Origin of the sequence: Pseudomonas sp. 10C3, from assembly GCF_036346185.1 — a bacterium.
GTDB lineage: Bacteria > Pseudomonadota > Gammaproteobacteria > Pseudomonadales > Pseudomonadaceae > Aquipseudomonas.
The window spans coordinates 207,446-227,135 of sequence record NZ_JASJVE010000006.1; the positions used below are offsets into that span (position 1 = coordinate 207,446).

A 19,690-nucleotide genomic window follows, 5' to 3' on the forward strand; every position below is an offset into this window, starting at 1 on the left:
TATGCATTTACTGAGAACCCAACCTGGCGGCTTTGTACCTGACGACAGCATCGCTGATCTGGGGCAAACCCCGGCCGAGCTGGTGATTCTCTGCAGCGGCGATTCACATTTGGCGTTGTTCGCCGAGGCGGCGCAACAGTTGCCTGAGGATTACCCCAGTCTGCGTCTGGCCAACCCGATGCAAGTGCAAAATCACGCGTCAGTGGACATGTACGTCGATCAAGTTCTACGGCATGCCAAGGTCATCCTGATTTCCCTGCATGGCGGCATTGGGTATTGGCGTTATGGCGTCGAGCGTCTGGTGGAGCTTGCGGGACAGGGGGTGCAGCTTATTCTGGTGCCGGGCGATGATCGTCCGGACCCGGAGCTGAGCGGCTTGAGCACTGTTGCCGCGGAAGAAGGCGAGCGGCTCTGGCATTTCCTTCGCCAGGGCGGTATGCACAACGCGCTTGAGCTGTATCGTTGTTTGGCAAACTGTTGGCTGGGCCGCGATTATCCTTGGGCAGAACCTCAAGCTTTGCCACGTACCGCGATCTACCATCCGCACAAGGCCAATGCCAAGCTGAGTGACTGGCAGGCCGATTGGCATACTGCTCAGCCCGTCGTGGCGTTGTTGTTCTATCGGTCCCATCTGCAAGCGGCCAACACCGGCTTTGTCGACGTGTTCTGCGCCCGTTTGCAGGCACAGGGTTTGAATCCTTTACCCATCGCGGTCGCCAGCCTGAAAGAACCGGGCTGCCTGACGGTGGTGGAAGACCTGCTTGATGAGGTCGGTGCCGCGCTCATCCTGAATACCACCGGCTTCGCTCAATCCAGCCCTGAAGCCCCCCATGTGCGACCGTTTCGGCGCAATGTTCCGGTGATCCAGGCCATCTGCGCCCAGGACAATGAACCCGCGTGGTCCGCCAGCGAGCAAGGACTGGGTCCACGGGACCTGGCGATGCATATCGCGTTGCCCGAGCTGGATGGGCGGATCATCAGCCGGCCGATCAGTTTCAAGGATCTGGCCTGGCACAGCGAGCGCAGCCAATCCGATGTGGTGTGTTATCGCGCCCAGCCCGAGCGCATGGATTTTGTTGCCGAACTGGCGCGACGCTGGATTGATTTGGCGCGTCTGCCCAATCAACACAAGCGCGTCGCGTTGATTCTGGCCAATTACCCCACCCGCGACGGTCGGATCGGTAATGGCGTTGGTTTGGACACGCCAGCAGCCGCGCTGAATATTTTGCGCGCGTTGCAAACCGAGGGTTATCCGCTGGCGCCGTTGCCTGAAAGTGGCACGGCCTTGATCCATGCGTTGCTCGGTGGAGTGACCAATGATCTGGACAGCATTGATCTGCGCCCGTGTCAGCAAAGCATGGGGCTGGACGAGTATCAGGCTGCGTTCAATGACTTGCCTGTTGCCAATCGCGAGGCAGTGACCGCCCGCTGGGGCGCGCCGCAGGGCGACCCGATGTTTCGCGCAGGCCGAATGATGGTCGCGGGGCTGCGTTTTGGCCTGACGTTTGTGGGTATTCAGCCCGCGCGGGGTTACCAAGTAGACGCCAGCGCGGTCTATCACGACCCCGACCTGGTGCCGCCCCATGGTTATTTGGCGTTCTACTTCTGGTTGCGCAAAGTCTACGGCGCGCATGCCGTGGTGCACGTGGGCAAACACGGCAATCTCGAATGGCTGCCGGGCAAAGGTGTCGGCCTGTCGCAAAATTGCTGGCCGGACGCCGTGTTGGGTGCGATGCCGAACATCTATCCGTTCATCGTCAATGACCCTGGTGAGGGCGCTCAGGCCAAGCGCCGGACCCAGGCAGTGATCATTGATCACTTGATGCCGCCACTGACCCGGGCCGAAACCTACGGTCCGCTGCGTGATCTGGAAGTGCTCGCCGATGAATATTACGAAGCTCAACTGCTCGATCCACGCCGTGCAGGCGAACTGCAACGAGACATCCTCAAGCTGGTGCGTGAAACCCGGATCGATCGTGAACTGCAACTGGACGAGGCGCTCAACGCCGATGCGGATGCTGCCCTCTGGTTGCCACGTCTGGACACTTACCTGTGTGATCTGAAGGAATCGCAGATTCGCGATGGCCTGCATATCTTCGGCGAATCGCCCAGCGGGCGTCTGCGCATCGACACCTTGCTCGCGTTGCTCCGGATTCCTCGCGGTGATGGCCGTGGCGCGCAATCGAGCCTGTTGCGCGCCCTGAGCAAAGCTTTCGAACTGAACTTCGACCCTCTGGACTGCGTGCTGTCAGAGCCCTGGAGTGGGCCTCGCCCTGCGTCACTGTTGGATATCAGCGCCGAACCCTGGCGCACGGCGGGTGATACGCGTGAGCGGCTGGAGTTGTATGCAGCGTGGCTGATCGAGCAGGTGTTGATGCTAAATCCTATCAGTGAGTTGACTGAAAACAATGGCTTGGCACTTATTCTTTATAATTTAAGCGAAGTTGTTGCGCCACGGCTGGATGCCTGCGGTCCTGCGGAAATGCAGGGTCTACTGGACGCGTTGAGCGGTCTATTCGTTCCGGCAGGGCCCAGCGGTTCCCCCAGCCGTGGGCGCCTGGATGTGCTGCCTACCGGGCGTAATTTCTTTTCCGTGGACGTGCGTAATCTGCCAACCACGACCGCGTGGCGTATCGGTTTTCAATCGGCGAACCTGCTGCTGGAGCGGCACTTGCAGGATCACGGCGATCACCTGCGTCAGCTGGGTCTGTCCGTCTGGGGTACAGCGACCATGCGCACCGGCGGTGACGATATTGCCCAGGCCATGGCCCTGATGGGGGTCCGTCCAGTCTGGGCTACGGGCAGCCAGCGGGTCGACGACTTTGAAATCCTGCCTCTGAGCCTGCTCGACCGGCCTCGGGTGGACGTGACATTGCGCGTCTCCGGCTTTTTTCGCGACGCATTCGCCAACCTGATCCGCCTGTTCGATGCTGCGGTTCAAGCGGTCGCCGCCCTTGATGAGCCGGATGAACTCAATCCACTGGCGGCCAAGGTGCGCGAAGAACGCCAGGCGTTTGAGAGCAACGGTTTGAGTGCCGACGATGCCGCACGACAGGCTGGTTGGCGCATTTTCGGCGCCAAGCCGGGTGCTTATGGTGCCGGCGTGCAAGGCGCTATCGACGGGCGCTTATGGCAAAGTCGCGAAGATCTGGCCGAGGTCTACCTGAACTGGGGCGGTTACGCGTATGGGGGCGCTGATGAAGGCACGCCAGCGCGCGAGCGTTTTGCTCAGCGATTGTCCCACGTACAAGCCGTGCTGCAGAACCAGGACAATCGCGAGCATGACCTGCTCGACTCCAACGACTATTACCAGTTTCAAGGTGGCATGCTCGCCGCCGTGGAAAGCCTCAGCGGACATAAAGCCGCCAGCTACCATGGCGACCACAGTCAGCCGGACTTACCAAAAATCCGCACCCTGAAAGAGGAGTTGAACCGGGTCGTGCGTGCGCGCGCGGCCAATCCAAAGTGGATTGAAGGGGTCAAGCGCCACGGCTATAAAGGCGCGTTCGAGATGGCCGCGACGGTGGACTTTCTGTTTGCTTTCGACGCCACCACGCATTTGATTGATGATCACCAGTACGCATTGCTGGCCGATGCCTATTTGTTGGACCCTTCGACCCGTGCATTCATTGAGCAGCACAACCCTGATGCGTTACGCGATATCACCGAGCGCATGCTGGAAGCTCAGCAGCGTGGGTTATGGGAGGCGCCGGGTGAGTACCGCCAGGCGCTGGAAAACCTGCTGCTGGATATAGAAGAACACTGATGATTTTCGAGAGACGAGCATGAACGATATCCCGCATTTCCCATTGGCTGCGGTGGTCGGTGCCGAAGAGCTGAAACTGGCGCTGTGTTTGACAGCTATCGACCCCAGGATTGGTGGCATCCTGATCGAAGGCCCGCGCGGCATGGCCAAGTCAACGCTTGCGCGAGGTTTGGCCGATTTGCTGGCCAGCGGGCAATTTGTCACGTTGCCGCTGGGCGCGACAGAGGAGCGCCTGGTGGGCACGCTGGACCTGGATGCGGTCCTCGGAGAAGGCCGGGCGCAGTTCTCGCCAGGTGTGTTGGCTAAAGCGAATGGCGGGGTGCTGTATGTCGACGAGGTCAATCTGCTGGCCGACCATCTGGTCGATTTGCTGCTGGATGTCGCGGCCAGCGGGACCAACATTGTCGAGCGCGATGGCATCTCCCATCGTCATCCGGCGCGGTTTGTCCTGATTGGGACGATGAACCCGGAAGAGGGCGAGCTGCGCCCCCAATTGCTGGATCGCTTCGGTTTGAACGTGGTGTTGAGTGGCCCTACGGTCCCGGCCGAGCGTGGAAAAATCATTCGCCGACGACTGGATTTCGATGCCGATCCTGTTGCGTTCTGTGAGCAGTGGGCGGATCAACAGAACGCCTTGAAACAGCGTTGCGAACAGGCGCGCGCGCTACTGCCGACAGTCCCTCTGGACGATCAGGCGCTTGGGCAGATTACCGAGCGCTGTTTTGCCGCGGGTGTGGACGGGTTGCGTGCGGATTTGGTCTGGCTACGTGCGGCACGCGCTCATGCAGCCTGGCGCGGTGCCCGGCAGATCATGGTTGAGGATATCGATGCGGTCGCTGAGTTTGCCCTGCGTCATCGCCGTAGCACCGGCTCGCCATCTGCAAAAGCTCCACCGCCTGCCGAGGCTCCGCCGACCCCGCCGCAAGCAACGCCTGGCAATACCCCGCCTGACGAGCAGAGTGAGAGTCTGGAAGGCGGGCAGGGCAGTTGGGGCGAGATGCCCGCGCAGGCGATGCCTGTCGGTATGCGCCGAGAAGTGCCGAGCTGGCCAAAAAAGCCGTAGGCATCCGCCCTCATTCGACACCGGGGGCGGATGCCACGCCTCAGCCAGGAAGACTCAGTGGCGGCAGAACCGGTGCGGCCCGCGACGGGTCCGGTGGCGCCATCGATTGGTTGCCGACCCTGTTGCGCGGACGCCCTAAACGGCGCAAAGACCTGATTCGAAAGCCGCGTAGCAGTCGTCCTCAGGCGCTATGGCTGGTCATTGTCGATGCATCCGCCTCGACCCGGCGCTATCAGGCCTTGAGTCAGGCCAAAGGTCTGTTGAGTCAGCTGTTCGATGATGCTTACCGTCGCCGCGTCCGCTTGGCATTGCTCACCGCCAGCGGCAATGCCCCGCACTGGCAACATCAAGGCCTCAAAGCATCCGCCGCACTACTGCCCTGGCTTAACGCACTGGGCGCGGGGGGTGGCACGCCGCTGCTCGACGCACTGGAACAAACTGCACACTGGCTCACTTTGCGTCAAAAACAGCACCCGACCGAACAGCAACGCCTGTTGCTGTTGACAGATGGCCGCATCAAGGCTCTGCCGGTTGTGCCTGAGCTGAGTTGCCCGAGCCTGCTGATAGACATAGAGCAGGGGCCGATTCGCCTGGGGCGCGCGGTGCAACTGGCCTCAGCATTAGGGGCTGAGTATTGTCATATTGAATCGTTAACTCGGGTTCGCTGAAAGCTCTGAAAGCACTGCTCTGCAGTGCTTTCAGAGACGAGTTACTTCAATTCACTCTGGCATGGTCCAGGGCATCAGGCGGTAGCCTTCCTGACTGATTTCTGCCCGGGCTTGCTCCAGCAGACTTTCCAGTTGAACAGGGTCACTATAGGTGCTGCTTGGGATCTGTTTGCGCCCGATTCGGGTATTGGTGCGGTCGATGACGGTCAGGCTCAGCTCGCCGTTACCGTCTTGCGGTGCCCAAGCGACGCATTGAAAGGGTTCGAAGGCATGACCCGCGATCAAAAGAGCTTCGTTAAAGCGCAGTGGGGTGTTCATGAGCGTTTCTCTCCGTGCCCAAATAAATTCAATCGCCGCCGAGGGGTGGGCTTACCGTTCGGCTGGTTACTTGTACTGATGATGCAAGAGGTCAGATAAGTCACAATAGTCTGTCGATAATTTAATAATTCCCTACCAACGGTACCCCTTGCCGCTTGCGGCCTGCCGCGCATCGCCGACGACTGTGTGGAGCAAAGTCAGTGCGCATAATTAGTAGACTGAATAATTGAATGAACCACCTGATTTTTTTAGTTCTTTTTGGAATGGCGCTTATAGTTAAACGGTACAAGCGTGTGTCAAATTTTTGCTAATGTAACAGCCAGCTTTGCCAACTTACTGTTTATAAAACGATTTCTAAATATTGGCGCCAAGGAACCTCTATGCATGAATCGGCTCCACTACGTCGCCTATTGGTCGTCGACCCTTGCGATGATTGCCATCGTTTGATTCCCGCACTCCGTGAGGCTGGCTGGGACGTGCACAGCAGCACCCTCGAGTTAGCCGCAGAGCAAACCTGCGACGTCGGCTTGATCCGTCTGATGCCTTACCACGTTGAACACCCTGAAGCAGTCAAGGAGTTGATCAGCCGCAGCAATACTGAATGGATTGCGGTGCTCAGCCCCGATGAGTTACGTCTGCAAAAGGTGGGTGATTTTGTTTGTGAGTGGTTTTTCGACTTCCATACCCTGCCGTTCGATGTTTCAAGGGTGCAAGTAACCCTTGGCCGCGCGTATGGCATGGCGAGACTTCGCGGGCAGGGAGCGGCCCATGTCCATGAGCCTGAACATGAGCTGTTGGGCGAAAGCCGCCCGATTCGTGAATTACGCAAGTTATTGAGCAAGCTGGCGCCGACCGAGTCTCCAGTTCTGATTCGGGGGGAGAGTGGCACCGGCAAAGAACTGGTAGCCCGGACCTTGCACCAGCAGTCCCAACGCAAAGGCAAGCCGTTCGTTGCGATCAACTGCGGCGCCATTCCTGAACATTTGATTCAGTCCGAGCTGTTCGGCCATGAGAAAGGCGCTTTTACGGGCGCCCATCAGCGCAAGATCGGACGAATCGAAGCCGCCAACGGCGGGACTCTGTTCCTTGATGAGATCGGCGATCTTCCACTGGAATTACAGGCCAATTTGCTGCGGTTTCTCCAAGAAAAACATATCGAGAGAGTCGGCGGGCGTGATCCGATCGCAGTTGACGTTCGTGTGTTGGCCGCCACCCACGTCGACCTTGAAGCGGCTATTCGCCAAGGGCGGTTTCGTGAAGATCTGTATTACCGCCTGAATGTCTTGCAAGTGGTCACCGCACCTTTGCGTGAGCGGTACGGAGATCTGGCGATGTTGGCCAATCATTTCGCCCACGTCTACAGTCAGGAAACCGGCCGTCGCCCACGTAGTTTCAGTCAGGATGCGCTGGTCGCGATGGGCAAGCATGACTGGCCCGGTAACGTTCGCGAGTTGGCTAATCGGGTACGGCGTGGCTTGGTATTGGCCGAGGGGCGACAAATCGAGGCCGCCGACCTGGGGCTGGTCGGCAACCAGGAGGTCACTGCCGCCATGGGCACCCTTGATGATTATAAGTCCCGTGCGGAGCGTCAGGCATTGTGTGATGTGTTGACTCGTCACAGCGATAACCTGAGTGTTGCCGCCAAAGTATTGGGTGTGTCGCGGCCGACTTTTTACAGATTGCTGCACAAACATCAGATTCGCTGATGTGTTCAACTCCCTCCTAAAAAACCCGCGATCATCGCGGGTTTTTTAGTTGAGGCGGCGGACAAAGGGATCAGAAGTAGTACGGGAATTTCAGGCTGAAGGTAAAGTTCGGCGCATCGTTGGTCAGGCCAATGGAAAGATTGGGCACGATGGTCAGTTTGTCTGATACAGCCATGGTCATGCCAATGTTGAAGTACCCCGCATTGGCATCACTGTTGCTGACTGTTTGCCATCCCTGGCCTTGCTGCTGGATCTTGCTTTTCATCGCGATGAGATCAGACACCGAAAACGACATGCTCATTTTCTCGTTCAGGGCGAAGGCAATACCGGCCCCCACTTGGAACGTATCGCCCAGTTTGACGTTGCCTGGGACCTTAGTGCCTTGAGTGGGGCTGATATCGCCGAATGACTCTTCCATGTTGTAGGTATAAGCGATGCTGCCGAACAGGACCGCAGGGTCGATGGTTTTGATCAGAGAGAGGCCCGGTGTCAATGACCATACGCCATTGCCGGTTGGTAGACTTTCAGGTGTCGAGAGGTTGTCGTTCTGACTGGACGTATGCAACTTGATGCCATAGGGCTCTTTGCCGGTAGGCGCCTTTAGACGCAGGGTAAAGATCGCATCCGGCGTGTTGGCGGTTTCATCAAGAAACTTATAGGCGATCCCGGCGTTGATATCACCCAAGGTCGGATCACGTTTTTCGCTGACTTCGGATATCTGACTTGTCGAGTTGCCAGCACCGGATGAAGAGTAGGTGGTATCCCGGTAAATAACGGGTACGTTGAGATCGACTTGCCAACGCTGGTCGAAGTTGTAGCGTCCGGTCAAGTCCAGGGTCCAGTTGTCGGCCTTGATCTTGTCGATACCGATATTGCCCAGAAAAATCGAATCCAGTGCCAGAAAACCATTAAGGATCAGTTGATTAGTGTCGTAGTGGGCATAGGTTATGCCGGTTTCCAGGCTGAACTTACCCCCACCAAAAAAACCGCTGGCTTCGTCGTACAGGTTGCTCACGCTTTGTGCCGGTTGCGAGTCATCTTTAAGTGCCTGACCGTAAGAGCTGCCTGTCCCCGTCGCACGGCCATCGCTGCTGGCAACGGCAACACCGCTGCCCTTATTTGCAGGATTTGCAGGGGTCGCCGGCGAGCGCACCAGTCGTTTGGGCTGAGGCGTCGCTGGCTGATCTTCAACTTGGCGGACCCGCTGTTCAAGCACCATCAGTGCCTTTTGTTGCACATCGTAGCGTTGTTTCAACTCAAGAAGTTCTTGCTTCAATGTCTCGACATCAGTGTCTGCTGCCTGGGTAAATGTCGCGGGCAACAGCGCACTCAAACAAACAACCGCGCGAAACGAGAACGAACGATACATAAGAGTAGCCATCCCTGTGAGCTGTTTTATGAATCAGAGCGTAGATCAATAACCCGCAGACCGGAGGTTCTTTAATTGATCCAGATTACAATTCAGCGTACCAGTGGAGGGTAAGTCGTTGCGTAGCACAATATTCAATTGCGTCAAGTTTTGAACTTGATTACTCGTCCCTATTAGATTGGTCGCCTGCAGAACACCGCCTGCGGCAATACGTTGCATCGAGTCGCCCTGGTTATTGCCGGCCTGAATGGCCAATTGCACGCCACCATTGCTGGACGAAATCGTCAGGTTGCCAGCGCGGTTGGCCTCCGTGATCGTTGCGCCGCTGGTCAATACCTGACCCTGGTTTGCGGTTAGAGCTGGCGCCAGGCCGTTCTGCTGGACGTTGATAGCAACGTTGTTACTGGCACTGTTACCGTCGCCAGCAGTGCGTGTACTTTGCGTCACGCCCTGATTAGCGGTGAGTCCTCCACCCCCAGTGATTGAGCCGGTACCGTCAGTAGACGTTGACCCATTCCCCTTTTGGTTGATGAGTGACACATAAAATTGCGGCTTTATCGTGTTTTGTTGCATGTGCAGTGTGGTTTGTGCGCCGAGTACATCGCCCGCGGCATTTTGCCAAGTACTGGTCATGGTCATGCCGAAATAAACAATGCGGTCCGGCATCACATAACGACCGCGTAACTGGGCCAATTCTTGATCCTTGAGTTCTATGGGCTTTAAGACCGACGTGGCATACGTCGGCAGGCTAGCAACCATGCAGGCAGCGGCCAGCCAGTGGTGGATTTTCATGTGCGGCTCCCTTTTGCCCTTTTATTATTAGAAGAAATCACTTTGCAAAAAGCCAAACTCCATTAACTCCGCATCCTTGACCGGGTTAAAGGTATCCACGCGACCTCTGGCAGTTAATGGCAACGGCGGATCCAGCAGGGCATTATGTTTGTCATACCCAGGCCCGATGATCGCGAAAATGATGCCGTTCCAGCCTTTGGTGAAGTCTTCACGGGAATAGCGTTTGTGGCCGAGCACGGGATCACCGATGTACACCCAATTCTTCTCAGTCTTTTGCAGCACGACGAAATGCTTATAGCCGCGAATGTCCATCAGCACCACGACCGGAATGGTCAGGCGGTCCAGGCTTTCCGAAGGAATTCGGTAGCCACGGGCACGCATGCCGATGCTTTCGACGTAGCGTTTCATATCGAGCATGGAGAAACCCTGTGTACGCACAAGGTCCTGGTCCGCAGTGAGCAGCATGCCTTCGATAAGCTGGTTCTCGGTCACGTCCAGCCAGTAGGCCTGACGCAACACTGTCGCCAGCGCGGCAGCGCCACAGCTGAAGTCAGTTTTTTGTTCCACCAGATCGCTAAAACGCCGTTCGCGCATGCTCTGAACGTGCTTGTAGACTAGATTGGCACCCGGCAAACCGGGAACCGCCATTTGACCTGCTTGTGACAGGCCGGCAATCAATAACAGGCAGAAGAGGGCGATACTGCGCATGATCATTACGCCTTGGACGTTTGAGTCTCTTTAGCAAAGTAAGACTTCCAACAACGCTTGGGAAAAGGGGTTCTCTTGCGAGAACCCCTGATTACCGTCGCGCTTACATGCAGGCTTTGCAGCCTGCGGCGATGGACAGCGAGTTGCTTTGTTGGTTGCCGATGCCCGAGGAAACGTTGGCGCCGACGTTACCCGACACATTGTTCAGCGAGTTGCTCAGGGTCGCGCTGTTGGTCACAGGGTTTGCCCAACCGGTAGGGGTCAACACCTGATAAGTCGCTACGCCGCTCAACTCCACAGTGCCACTTTCAGTGAAGGCCAATTTGTTTTTGTCATTGTTACTGCGGCTGTCATTGTGGCCCCAACCACCACCATGGCTGTCGTTGTCGTACACGTAGCCTTCCCCTGTACCTTTATAGCTGCCTTTCACATCGACAGTGGATTTGAGGGTGGTTTTTTCATAACTACGATCAGCATAGTTATTAACCGAGGTGCCGCTAGAAGTTTGGTTGGCCGACGCCGAAGCTGTTGCCACCCGACCACCGGACACTGCAATCGCCAGATTGTTTTTCTGTTGGTTGTAGTCGCCAGACGTCACGTTGATACCAATGTTGCCGGAGCTGCCATTGGCCGAGTTCGAGAGGGTGGTGGTGGTCTGGGTGGAGTAGTTGGCAGCAGTGTTACCACTGTTGGTCTGGGTGGCACTGGATGCAGAGATCGCGCTACCGAAAATGAAAGTTTGATCGGCCGTGGCGATGGCGGCAGCGTTATCCTGTTGGTTAGCGTCGCCGCCCGCAACGTTAATCCCCAAATTGCCATTGGCGTTGGAACCCGAGCTATCGACCGTGGCACTGTTACGAGTGCCTTGGTTGAGGGTCGTGTTGTCATGGCTGCTTTGTGAATCCATCACCGTTGCGGCAGAGCCTGCATTGATCAGAAGCCCGAGCAGGGGGCTAGGATCATTGTTGTCATGGCCGTTGTTGTTGCCACCGCGCCCGTCGGCTTGTGCTGCTACAGCCATGATTGCTGCCAGTGCGAAGACCAGAGGCTTGATTGCCATTGTAGGTTTCATGGTGTTTCTCCATTCTTATGGGATTGCTAAGTGTTGGAACGTTGTATTGCTGTATTGCTGTATTGCTGTATTGCTTTGGGTCAGTTGGAGACCCTTACGCTCAGGGTGTTGACCGATTGGTTCCCCACCCCAGCGCTCTGGTTCAACTGAACAACCCCTCGACTACCGGTGAAGGCCTGATCGCTGGTAGCGACCTGGCGGTTGCCAGGGGAGTGCTCGGTTGTGCCGGAGCCTTGCAACAGCGCCACGTTTTGCTGTGACAGGACGCTGTCGTCGATGCTTTGCGCCTGGGCACTGATGCTCAGGCGCACTGCGTTAATTTGTTGGTTATTGGCGCCGGAAGACTGGTTGACCCCCAGGATCCCGCTGCCATTGCTGAAGGCGTTGCCTTCGATGGCTGATCGCGGGTTTCGTAGCGGATCGATCCGGGTATTGAGTTGTTGATGATATTGGCCAGTGGCCTGTGCTTCAGTGCCAATGGCGATGGCCCGACCGTTGATTTGTTGCTGTTGATCGCCAGCGGCCTGGTTTACGGAAAAGTTGCCTTGATAATTCTGCCCAACACTGCCGATGACCGCCTGATCAACCACCGGGGCGTTCGAGTCGGCCAAAACCGCACAAGAGCAGAACATGGCTACTATGAGGAATGAGCGGGTCATCTCAGTGGTCTCCCGTCATCATGCGCAATGGAGCAAGACCTTGCTGGACGGCACCGGTGACCTGACCGCCTATACCGCTGGTGGCACCGCCTGAATGACCGGCACCCAAGCCTGCGGTTACCCCTCGATCGACAGTATTCAAGCCGCGGAGGGTGCCGTTGGGCATAAGCATGTGATTGATAGTTGCGCCGCTGGTGACAGTGGCGAAGTCACCGTCTGACAACTCACCATTGTTCAGTGCCCCCGTGACCCGGCTGGAAACGTTAGTGTTAACCGTGGTGGGATTCGGGTCTGGACGCATCAGTGAGCGGGTGGCGACGTGGGGCTGAACTGTGCGCTCCAGAACAATAACGCCATCGCCTGCATGTGCTGAAGGAATAAGGGACGCGCCGCTGACGCACCCGATGAATACGAGGCCAAACATGCCCTTTTCTAAACGCCCCATGACTGTTCTTCCTTAGTTGATGCGCTGGCCCTAATCAGCGATGCAAGAAAGAGAGCAGGAGCTGTGCCGCTTTTAATAGTGTTAGATAAATCAAAGGGTTGAGCGTGATAGCTCAAAGACTTTCAATGTCAGTGTAATGATTGTGAAACAGATTCAATTGGATAGAAGAAGCTGTGCATGAGGGCTTGAAGGCGATTACTCTCGTTGCCTGTTGTATCAGCGGCTTAACAGATTTATCGTTAAATCGCTGAACCGCTCTGGCTCGGGCTTTTAACGTGAGCGGGGTGTTTCATAAATGGACAATCAATACGGCGTATTGATCCTGGCGTAGCTTATTGCACCCTCAATAAGGCACTAACGGCGGCAAATACCTGTTCGCGCCGACTGTTCTGCTCGCCATTGATTACGCAGTACGGTTGTTGATTGAGATTCAGCCAATGCTGGCTGGCTGCAAAAAACGCCTGGCGTTCACTCAAGGTCGGCTGGCAGCGCTGACCGTCGCTGATCCAGTCGACTCCTTCTGGCGCCAATAGCACGTGTAAATCGTAATGGCGGGCTAATAGCTGTTGTTCGACCCAGCCAGGGCAATCGCCGAATAAAGTTTTGCTCCAGAGCATATTGCTCAGCAGATGGGTGTCGAGAATAAGCAACTCAGGCTGCCTCGCTCGAGCAGCGTCTTCCCAAGCCAACTGACCTTCTGCAATGCGCTGGATATCGGCGTAGCAAGTATCCCGGGCCTGTTGCTCGATGAAGTAGCGAACATATTCACCCACCCATTCACCGCCGAAGCTGGCTTGTATCTGGGCCGCGAACCAGCTTTTGCCACTGGACTCAGGTCCCGTCAGCACCAGCACTTTCATCGGGCTGCCACAGCCTGATGATTGCGCCATTCGCGCCAGCCCAGTAAGGCGATCAGCATAAATAGCGCATACAGTGCCGCAGTGAGGTACAGGCTCTTATAAAGGAACAGGCCAACGAAAATCACATCCAGCACCATCCACAGAGGCCAGCACTGGATGCGTTTTTGCGCCATCCATACCTGGGCCACCAAACTGAAACCGGTCAGCGCGGCGTCCAGCCAGGGTTGTGCTGCGTCGGTAAAGTGGGCCATTGCAGCGCCTAACGCCAGGCTGAGCAACGCGCCCAGTGCCAGACTGAACAACAGCGGACCGGTTCCCAGATACGTGATGACGCGACCCTGTTGCACTTCGCTTCGCCGGGTCCATTGCCACCAACCGTAAAGCTGCAACACGGCATAGATCATTTGCAAAAGCATGTCCGAGTACAGCTTCACCTCGAAGAAAACCCAAGAATAAAGCAGCACCATGACCAGGCCGATGGGCCAGCCCCAGGCATTCTGTTTCACTGTCAGCCAGACGGCGATCACGCCTAGTGCAGCCGCGAACAGTTCAAGCCCGGACATGACTACTCCTTAGGGGGCAACGAGTGGGAATCGGAGGGCGATTGTAAGCGGATAAGCGCAAGGCAAGGGGGATGGTTGTACAACAACGGATGTGAGGGGGTGTGAGGCAGGGCACTTATAACAAGTGCCCTCATACATCCTGTGAGATAAGGTCTATACCCGGAACTGCCCCAGCAATCGATTCAACTGATTGCTCAGGTCCCGCAGGTGCACACTGGCTTCGCTGGAACGTTCCGCAGCGTAGGTGGTGTTCTGTGACAGACCAGCCGCCTGAGTGACGTTTTGATTGATGTCCTCGACCACGTGCGCCTGTTGTAGGGTCGCGCTGGCGATCGAGGCGTTCAGGCCATTGAGGTTGCGCAATGCCTGAGCGATCGAGTTCAGGCTTTCACCAGCCTGGCTGGCTTGCTCGATGGTTAACTGCGAAGCGTGACTGCTGTCGCCGATGACTTTGACTGCCGCATCGGAATGGTGTTGGAGGCGCTCAATCATCGACTGAATTTCAGCCGTCGATTTTTGCGTGCGTTGTGCCAACAGGCGCACCTCATCGGCTACCACAGCAAAGCCGCGCCCTTGTTCGCCGGCGCGGGCGGCTTCAATGGCAGCATTCAACGCCAGCAGGTTGGTCTGGTCGGCGATAGAACGAATCACCTCCAGGACACTGCCGATCTGTGTGCTTTCTGCCGCGAGGGTTTGAATAACGGTCACCGCCTGGGTGATGGTGCTAGACAATTGATCGATCTGGCGCAGGCTGCTGTCGATATTGATCTGCCCTTGTTTGGCCTGGGCTTCGGCGTCGCGCATTTCGCTGGCGGCCTGTTCGGCGTTTTTCGCGACATCCTGTACGCCATAGGTCACTTCATTGATGGCCGTGGCCACCAATTCCATTTGTTGCGACTGTTGCTGACTGTGAGATTGAGCCTGGCTTGCATTGCTGCCCAGTTCAGTAGCTGCCTGGCCCAATGCCGCAGCAGCTTCCAGCAATTGGCGAACGACCGTATGCATTTTTGTGGTGAAGGCGTTGAAGTGGGTCGCGAGCTGCGTGACTTCGTCATGACCGTGAGTATCCAGACTCCGCGTCAGATCACTTTCACCACTGGCGATGTTGGCCATGGCGTCGACGGCATCCTGTAATGGCCGGACAATGCTTCGGGAAATCATGACCACCAGCAGCGCCATGACCAGTGCAATGCTCAGGCCAGCTATGGATGCTTTCCATACTTGGCCGTAGAACTCGGCCTGCATATCGTCGATGTATACGCCGGAACCGAGTATCCAGCCCCAAGGCTCGAACAATTTCACGTAAGAGGTTTTCTCCACGGGTTCGCTGGAGCCAGGTTTCGGCCAGCGATAGCCGATGTGACCTGCACCTTTGGTTTTGGCGACAGTCACCATCTCGTTAAATAGAGCAATGCCATCCGGATCTTTGATGCCAGACAGGTCCTGGCCCTCAAGCTTCTGATTGACCGGGTGCATGATCATCACCGGTCGCAGATCGTTGATCCAAAAATATTCGTTCTGGTTGTAACGCAACCCGCGTACCGCAGCCTGAGCTTGTTGCTGGGCTTGTTCACGAGTGAGCTTGCCGGAGGTTTCCTGGTCGTGGAAGTACGAGAGGATGCCACCGGCGGCCTCTACAATCTGCTGGGTTTTTTCCGCTTTGGCGGCATACAGGTCAGTGTGGATCTGCTTGAGCATCAAAGCCCCAAGCGTCAACAGCATCAGCACAGAGACCACTAGGATCAGCCACAACCGACGGCTGATCGACAAACTGCGCAAGCTATTCATGAAACTCCACTCCTTCAAATATTGTTCTTTTTTTGCCGTGCAGCCGGATCAAAGTATGCACCACACGGGTCACGCTAGAGCGTTAATTCATCATGTCTGATAGGCTTTCGGCATTGTTCGACTAAACATGAGTGGCTCACGTGTTTTTCACGTTATGGCAATCATCATGTTGGTCCTGCGCACATAGCATGTCTTGTCTGCAATCGTATTGAAAATACTAAAGGGGCATGCCCAGAGCATTGCTTCATGGGGGAATGATGGATATTTGGACTGCCGCACAGGCGTTAATTCTTGGGGTTGTAGAAGGGTTGACCGAGTTTTTGCCGGTCTCCAGCACTGGCCACCAGATTATTGTTGCGGACTTGATCAATTTTGGTGGTGAGAGGGCGATGGCCTTCAACATCATTATCCAGTTGGGGGCGATTCTGGCGGTGGTCTGGGAGTTCCGACGCAAGATTATCGATGTGGTTATCGGGCTGCCTAAACAGTCGGAAGCGCAACGTTTCACGGTCAACCTGATTATTGGTGTCCTCCCGGCCATTGTACTTGGGGTGTTGTTTGCCGATTTGATTCACAAATACCTGTTCAATCCGATCACCGTCGCGACAGCTTTGGTGGTGGGCGGGGTGATTATGTTGTGGGCCGAGCGCCGCCAACATGTCGTGCGCGCTGAAACCGTCGATGAAATGACCTGGGTCGATGCCCTGAAAGTGGGTTGTGCTCAGTGTCTGGCGATGATTCCCGGCACCTCGCGTTCTGGCGCAACCATCATCGGTGGGCTGCTGTTCGGCCTGTCACGCAAGGCGGCTACCGAGTTCTCGTTCTTCCTCGCCATGCCAACCATGGTCGGTGCGGCGGTCTATTCGGCCTATAAATATCGCACGTTGTTTCAGCACGATGATTTGCCGGTGATTGCCATTGGTTTTGTGACCTCGTTTATTTTCGCCATGATCGCGGTTCGCGCGCTGCTCAAGTTCATCTCCACCCATACCTATGCGGTATTTGCCTGGTATCGGATCGCTTTCGGTCTGGTGATTCTGGCGACCTGGCAGTTTGGCTGGATCGACTGGTCCTCCGCGGCCGCTTAAGGATCAGACCTATGGAGCAACGCACGCAGTCTCAAGGAACGTCTGGACAGGGCAAGCCGGGCGCCGATGCACGCCGGCCTAAACAGTCGGTACAGCATGTTCGGCTCAAGCTCTTCATCCTCTTGGGGTTGTGCGCGTTGCCAGGCTTCGGCGCACTGTCGATGGCAATCAGGGGCGTTTCGGCGATCCCGGCCAGCGGTTACGCAGTGATGAGCTTGCTGGCGTTCTTTCTCTATTAGCACGATAAAAACAGGGCCCGCAATGACGGCTGGCGCACGCCGGAGAAAGTCCTGCATGGCGTCGAGTTGCTGGGCGGCTGGCCGGGAGCCCTGCTGGCACAGCAACGCTTTCGGCACAAAACCCGCAAACTCTCTTATCAAGCCGTGTTCTGGCTGATCGTCATGCTGCATCAGGTATTCTGGATCGACCTCTTGTTTCTGCAAGGCAACTTCCTGGCCCGCCATTTCTCATGACACCTTCAAACCAACCTGTCGGATTTTGGCCAATTTGCTCACCACTGACTGATGCGAGCGTGTCAGCAGATCGCGCAACTCGTTGTCGCTCAGGGGGTAGGGTGGTGCCACGCTGATCCAGTATGCACGCGCCAGATAGGGCGCGGGGCGGATACCCGGCCGATCGACATAACCTAGAAAGAGCTCGGCACCTATCTTGAACGACAGCCCGGCGCCTGCCAGATCAAGCACGGCGAACATCTTGTTTGTGGCCACTGAAAACACTCGGGTGCCCCCCCATTTGTAATCCTCGCGAGCACCGGGCAGTTGCAGGCAAAACTGTGCAACTTGTTCAGGATTCATCCTCGCCTTCCTCTCTATCGGTGGCAGTCAATCATGACCGTGCAAGTCATCAGTGAACGCGCTGCTGATGTGATCAATCCACGCCCTCACCGCCGGAAGCATGCCGCGCCGCTGAGTATAAGCCGCTTGCAGGTGTCCTCCCGGCAGTGACCAATCGGGCAGCAACTGAATCAGACGACCGTCAGCCAATTCTTCACGGCAGTTCATCATCGGCAACATGGTTAGACCCAGGCCACTCAAGGCGGCGCTTTTGCGGATAGGGAAATCATCGATGGCCAGGCGCGCCTCAATCGCGACTTCACATCGCTCGCCGCTGCTGTGGACCAGATCGTAGTGAACCATCCGATCAGCCTCGATAGCGCCCAGTACCGGCAGGCTTGCCAGGTCCCGAGGTGTACTGATGACACGGCCGGCCAGCAACGTGGGTGACGCTACCAGAGCGGCGAGAGCCGGTGCCAGCTGGCGTACGATCAGGCTGGGGTCTTCATCGCCGATGTCGCGCACCCGTAGCGCGACATCAATGCCCTCATTCACCAGATCGACACGTCGATTGACCAGCAACATTTCCAGCTGGACCTGTGGGTGACTTGCCAGAAACGAGCTGATCACGTTGGCCAGATTCCAATGGGTCAAACCGACCGGGCAGGACACCCGCAGCCGCCCGCGAGGTTCGGCCGACAGTGATGCGACCGCTTCATCGGCCATTTCCGCTTCCAGCAACATAGCTTGGCAATGCTGCAGATAACGCTCGCCAACCGCCGTCAGCGACAGCTTGCGTGTTGTGCGTTGCAGCAGGCTCGCGTTGAGGCGGGTTTCCAGCTCGGCGATACGTCGAGACAGGCGGGACTTGGGAATGCCAAGCAAACGCCCCGCAGCCGCGAAACCTCCAGCCTCAACGACTTTTGCGAAGTAATAAAGATCGTTAAGGTCTTGCATACAGATGCCTCGACTGTTCTATACATAGGACAATCTATCGCATTTACGCTGACTAATCAGGAATTGGTTTGCCCTGTAGGATTATCCGCACTTGATCGCCCGGCGGCGATCCCTACTTGGAGAGCCCTATGAAACTTCTGCACCTCGATTCCAGCATCCTTGGTGACCACTCTGCTTCTCGCCAACTCAGCCAAAGCGTCGTTCAGGCCTGGCAGGCAGTCGAAACTGACGGCCAAGTGACTTACCACGATCTGGCCAGTGATGCGTTGGGCCATTTTTCCGCTGCCAGTCTTGCCGCTGCCGGCACGCCAAGTGAAGCTCGCAATGCTGCGCAGCAGGCTGACGTCGACCTGAACGAAGCCACTCTGCAGGAGTTCCTGGCCGCTGACGTGGTAGTGATCGGCGCGCCGATGTACAACTTCACCATTCCAAGCCAACTCAAGGCCTGGATCGACCGGGTGACTGTCGCTGGCCGTACCTTCCGCTACAGTGAAACCGGGCCTGAAGGCCTGTGCGGCGGCAAAAAAGTTATCATCGTCTCCACTGCCGGTGGCTTGCACGTTGGCCAGCCGACCAGCGTTGGTCACGAGGACCTGCTCAAGGTACTGTTTGGCTTCATCGGTGTGACTGATCTGCAATTCGTGTTCGCCCATGGCCTGGCGTACGGTGACGAACCACGCGCCAACGCAATGGCTTCAGCCCGTATGCACATCAGCGAAGCGTTGTTCGCCACCGCTTGATCGTTGCCCTGAACGGGGCAACACCGCACACCAGAAACTCTGCAGCCCTGCGTCATGACGTAAGGGCTGCAGGTTTTTTTGCGTTTGGCGCCAATCACGAGCGTCATTGCGACAAACCTTCATCTTTGACGATTTCCTTACGGGTAAGCGGACTGCAATCAAAGTAAGATTGCACTTATTAGTTATTGAACAGGCAAAAGGTCATTTTAGATCTCGTTTCATGTTTTTTAGTATGTGGCTCGGCTTATGCACTAGTTTGTCGAGCAGCTACTCTTATAGCTATCGGCGCCGGGAGCGCGGATCGGTGTAGAGCGCTGCAACCCGCAGCGGACTT

General features: G+C 56.6%; 18 protein-coding genes and 1 pseudogene. 7 read left to right on the forward strand and 12 right to left on the reverse strand.

Features of this window, described 5'->3' with window-relative positions; translation table 11 throughout:
* Position 1: 1 nt before the first annotated feature.
* From cobN to QN399_RS07980, 3 genes are all read left to right on the forward strand, one after another.
* A complete protein-coding gene (gene cobN, locus QN399_RS07970; protein ID WP_330200787.1) occupies positions 2-3,766 on the forward strand; it encodes a cobaltochelatase subunit CobN in 3,765 nt (1,254 codons plus the stop codon).
* Between the two features lie 19 nt (positions 3,767-3,785).
* Positions 3,786-4,829, forward strand: a complete 1,044-nt coding sequence (locus tag QN399_RS07975; protein WP_322179165.1) for an AAA family ATPase — start codon at positions 3,786-3,788, stop codon at positions 4,827-4,829.
* Between the two features lie 101 nt (positions 4,830-4,930).
* Entirely contained in the window at positions 4,931-5,497 is a 567-nt protein-coding gene (locus tag QN399_RS07980) for a VWA domain-containing protein (RefSeq protein ID WP_330200794.1), read from the forward strand.
* Positions 5,498-5,548: 51 nt separating this feature from the next.
* On the opposite strand, the gene QN399_RS07985 is transcribed toward QN399_RS07980, so the two are convergent.
* Positions 5,549-5,815, reverse strand: a complete 267-nt coding sequence (locus tag QN399_RS07985) for a hypothetical protein (RefSeq protein WP_322179177.1) — start codon at positions 5,813-5,815, stop codon at positions 5,549-5,551.
* A gap of 380 nt (positions 5,816-6,195) precedes the next feature.
* On the opposite strand from QN399_RS07985, the gene QN399_RS07990 reads away from it, so the two are divergent.
* Positions 6,196-7,521, forward strand: a complete 1,326-nt coding sequence (locus QN399_RS07990; protein WP_322179178.1) for a sigma-54 dependent transcriptional regulator — start codon at positions 6,196-6,198, stop codon at positions 7,519-7,521.
* A gap of 70 nt (positions 7,522-7,591) precedes the next feature.
* Here QN399_RS07990 and QN399_RS07995 read toward each other — a convergent pair whose 3' ends face one another.
* The 9 genes from QN399_RS07995 to QN399_RS08035 form a co-directional block, all read right to left on the reverse strand.
* Positions 7,592-8,890 (reverse strand): hypothetical protein, encoded by a 1,299-nt coding sequence (locus QN399_RS07995; protein ID WP_330200788.1) that lies wholly within the window; start codon positions 8,888-8,890, stop codon positions 7,592-7,594.
* 45 nt (positions 8,891-8,935) lie between these two features.
* Positions 8,936-9,682, reverse strand: a complete 747-nt coding sequence (locus QN399_RS08000; protein WP_322179180.1) for a hypothetical protein — start codon at positions 9,680-9,682, stop codon at positions 8,936-8,938.
* 27 nt (positions 9,683-9,709) lie between these two features.
* Positions 9,710-10,390 carry a C39 family peptidase gene (locus QN399_RS08005; RefSeq protein WP_322179181.1) on the reverse strand — a complete coding sequence of 227 codons (681 nt, stop codon included), beginning with the start codon at positions 10,388-10,390 and terminating at the stop codon, positions 9,710-9,712.
* Between the two features lie 103 nt (positions 10,391-10,493).
* Positions 10,494-11,462 carry a heme utilization protein gene (locus tag QN399_RS08010; protein ID WP_322179182.1) on the reverse strand — a complete coding sequence of 323 codons (969 nt, stop codon included), beginning with the start codon at positions 11,460-11,462 and terminating at the stop codon, positions 10,494-10,496.
* Positions 11,463-11,542: 80 nt separating this feature from the next.
* Positions 11,543-12,121 (reverse strand): adhesin, encoded by a 579-nt coding sequence (locus tag QN399_RS08015; protein WP_322179183.1) that lies wholly within the window; start codon positions 12,119-12,121, stop codon positions 11,543-11,545.
* A gap of 1 nt (position 12,122) precedes the next feature.
* A complete protein-coding gene (locus QN399_RS08020) occupies positions 12,123-12,566 on the reverse strand; it encodes a hypothetical protein (protein ID WP_322179184.1) in 444 nt (147 codons plus the stop codon).
* Positions 12,567-12,898: 332 nt separating this feature from the next.
* Positions 12,899-13,426: an AAA family ATPase gene (locus QN399_RS08025; protein WP_322179185.1), complete on the reverse strand. Its 528-nt coding sequence runs from the start codon at positions 13,424-13,426 to the stop codon at positions 12,899-12,901.
* Complete coding sequence (gene pnuC / locus QN399_RS08030; RefSeq protein ID WP_322179186.1) at positions 13,423-13,989, reverse strand: nicotinamide riboside transporter PnuC; 567 nt, start codon at positions 13,987-13,989, stop codon at positions 13,423-13,425. Before pnuC ends, QN399_RS08025 begins: the two co-directional genes overlap by 4 nt.
* A 153-nt stretch (positions 13,990-14,142) precedes the next feature.
* Positions 14,143-15,777 carry a methyl-accepting chemotaxis protein gene (locus QN399_RS08035; RefSeq protein ID WP_322179187.1) on the reverse strand — a complete coding sequence of 545 codons (1,635 nt, stop codon included), beginning with the start codon at positions 15,775-15,777 and terminating at the stop codon, positions 14,143-14,145.
* Between the two features lie 257 nt (positions 15,778-16,034).
* Here QN399_RS08035 and QN399_RS08040 point away from each other — a divergent pair, with 257 nt between their 5' ends.
* A complete protein-coding gene (locus QN399_RS08040) occupies positions 16,035-16,865 on the forward strand; it encodes an undecaprenyl-diphosphate phosphatase (RefSeq protein ID WP_322216478.1) in 831 nt (276 codons plus the stop codon).
* Between the two features lie 11 nt (positions 16,866-16,876).
* Positions 16,877-17,338, forward strand: a pseudogene (locus QN399_RS08045) (DUF1294 domain-containing protein).
* On the opposite strand, the gene QN399_RS08050 reads toward QN399_RS08045, so the two are convergent.
* Together QN399_RS08050 and QN399_RS08055 are read right to left on the reverse strand one after the other, a co-directional pair.
* Entirely contained in the window at positions 17,333-17,680 is a 348-nt protein-coding gene (locus QN399_RS08050) for an MmcQ/YjbR family DNA-binding protein (protein ID WP_322179190.1), read from the reverse strand. The pseudogene QN399_RS08045 and the gene QN399_RS08050 sit on opposite strands and share 6 nt — an antisense overlap.
* Before the next feature lie 27 nt (positions 17,681-17,707).
* Positions 17,708-18,616 carry a LysR substrate-binding domain-containing protein gene (locus tag QN399_RS08055; protein WP_322179191.1) on the reverse strand — a complete coding sequence of 303 codons (909 nt, stop codon included), beginning with the start codon at positions 18,614-18,616 and terminating at the stop codon, positions 17,708-17,710.
* A gap of 128 nt (positions 18,617-18,744) precedes the next feature.
* Here QN399_RS08055 and QN399_RS08060 point away from each other — a divergent pair, with 128 nt between their 5' ends.
* The gene (locus QN399_RS08060; RefSeq protein ID WP_322179192.1) at positions 18,745-19,356 is read left to right on the forward strand and encodes an FMN-dependent NADH-azoreductase; all 612 of its coding nucleotides are present in this window, start codon (positions 18,745-18,747) and stop codon (positions 19,354-19,356) included.
* Positions 19,357-19,690 lie beyond the last annotated feature (334 nt).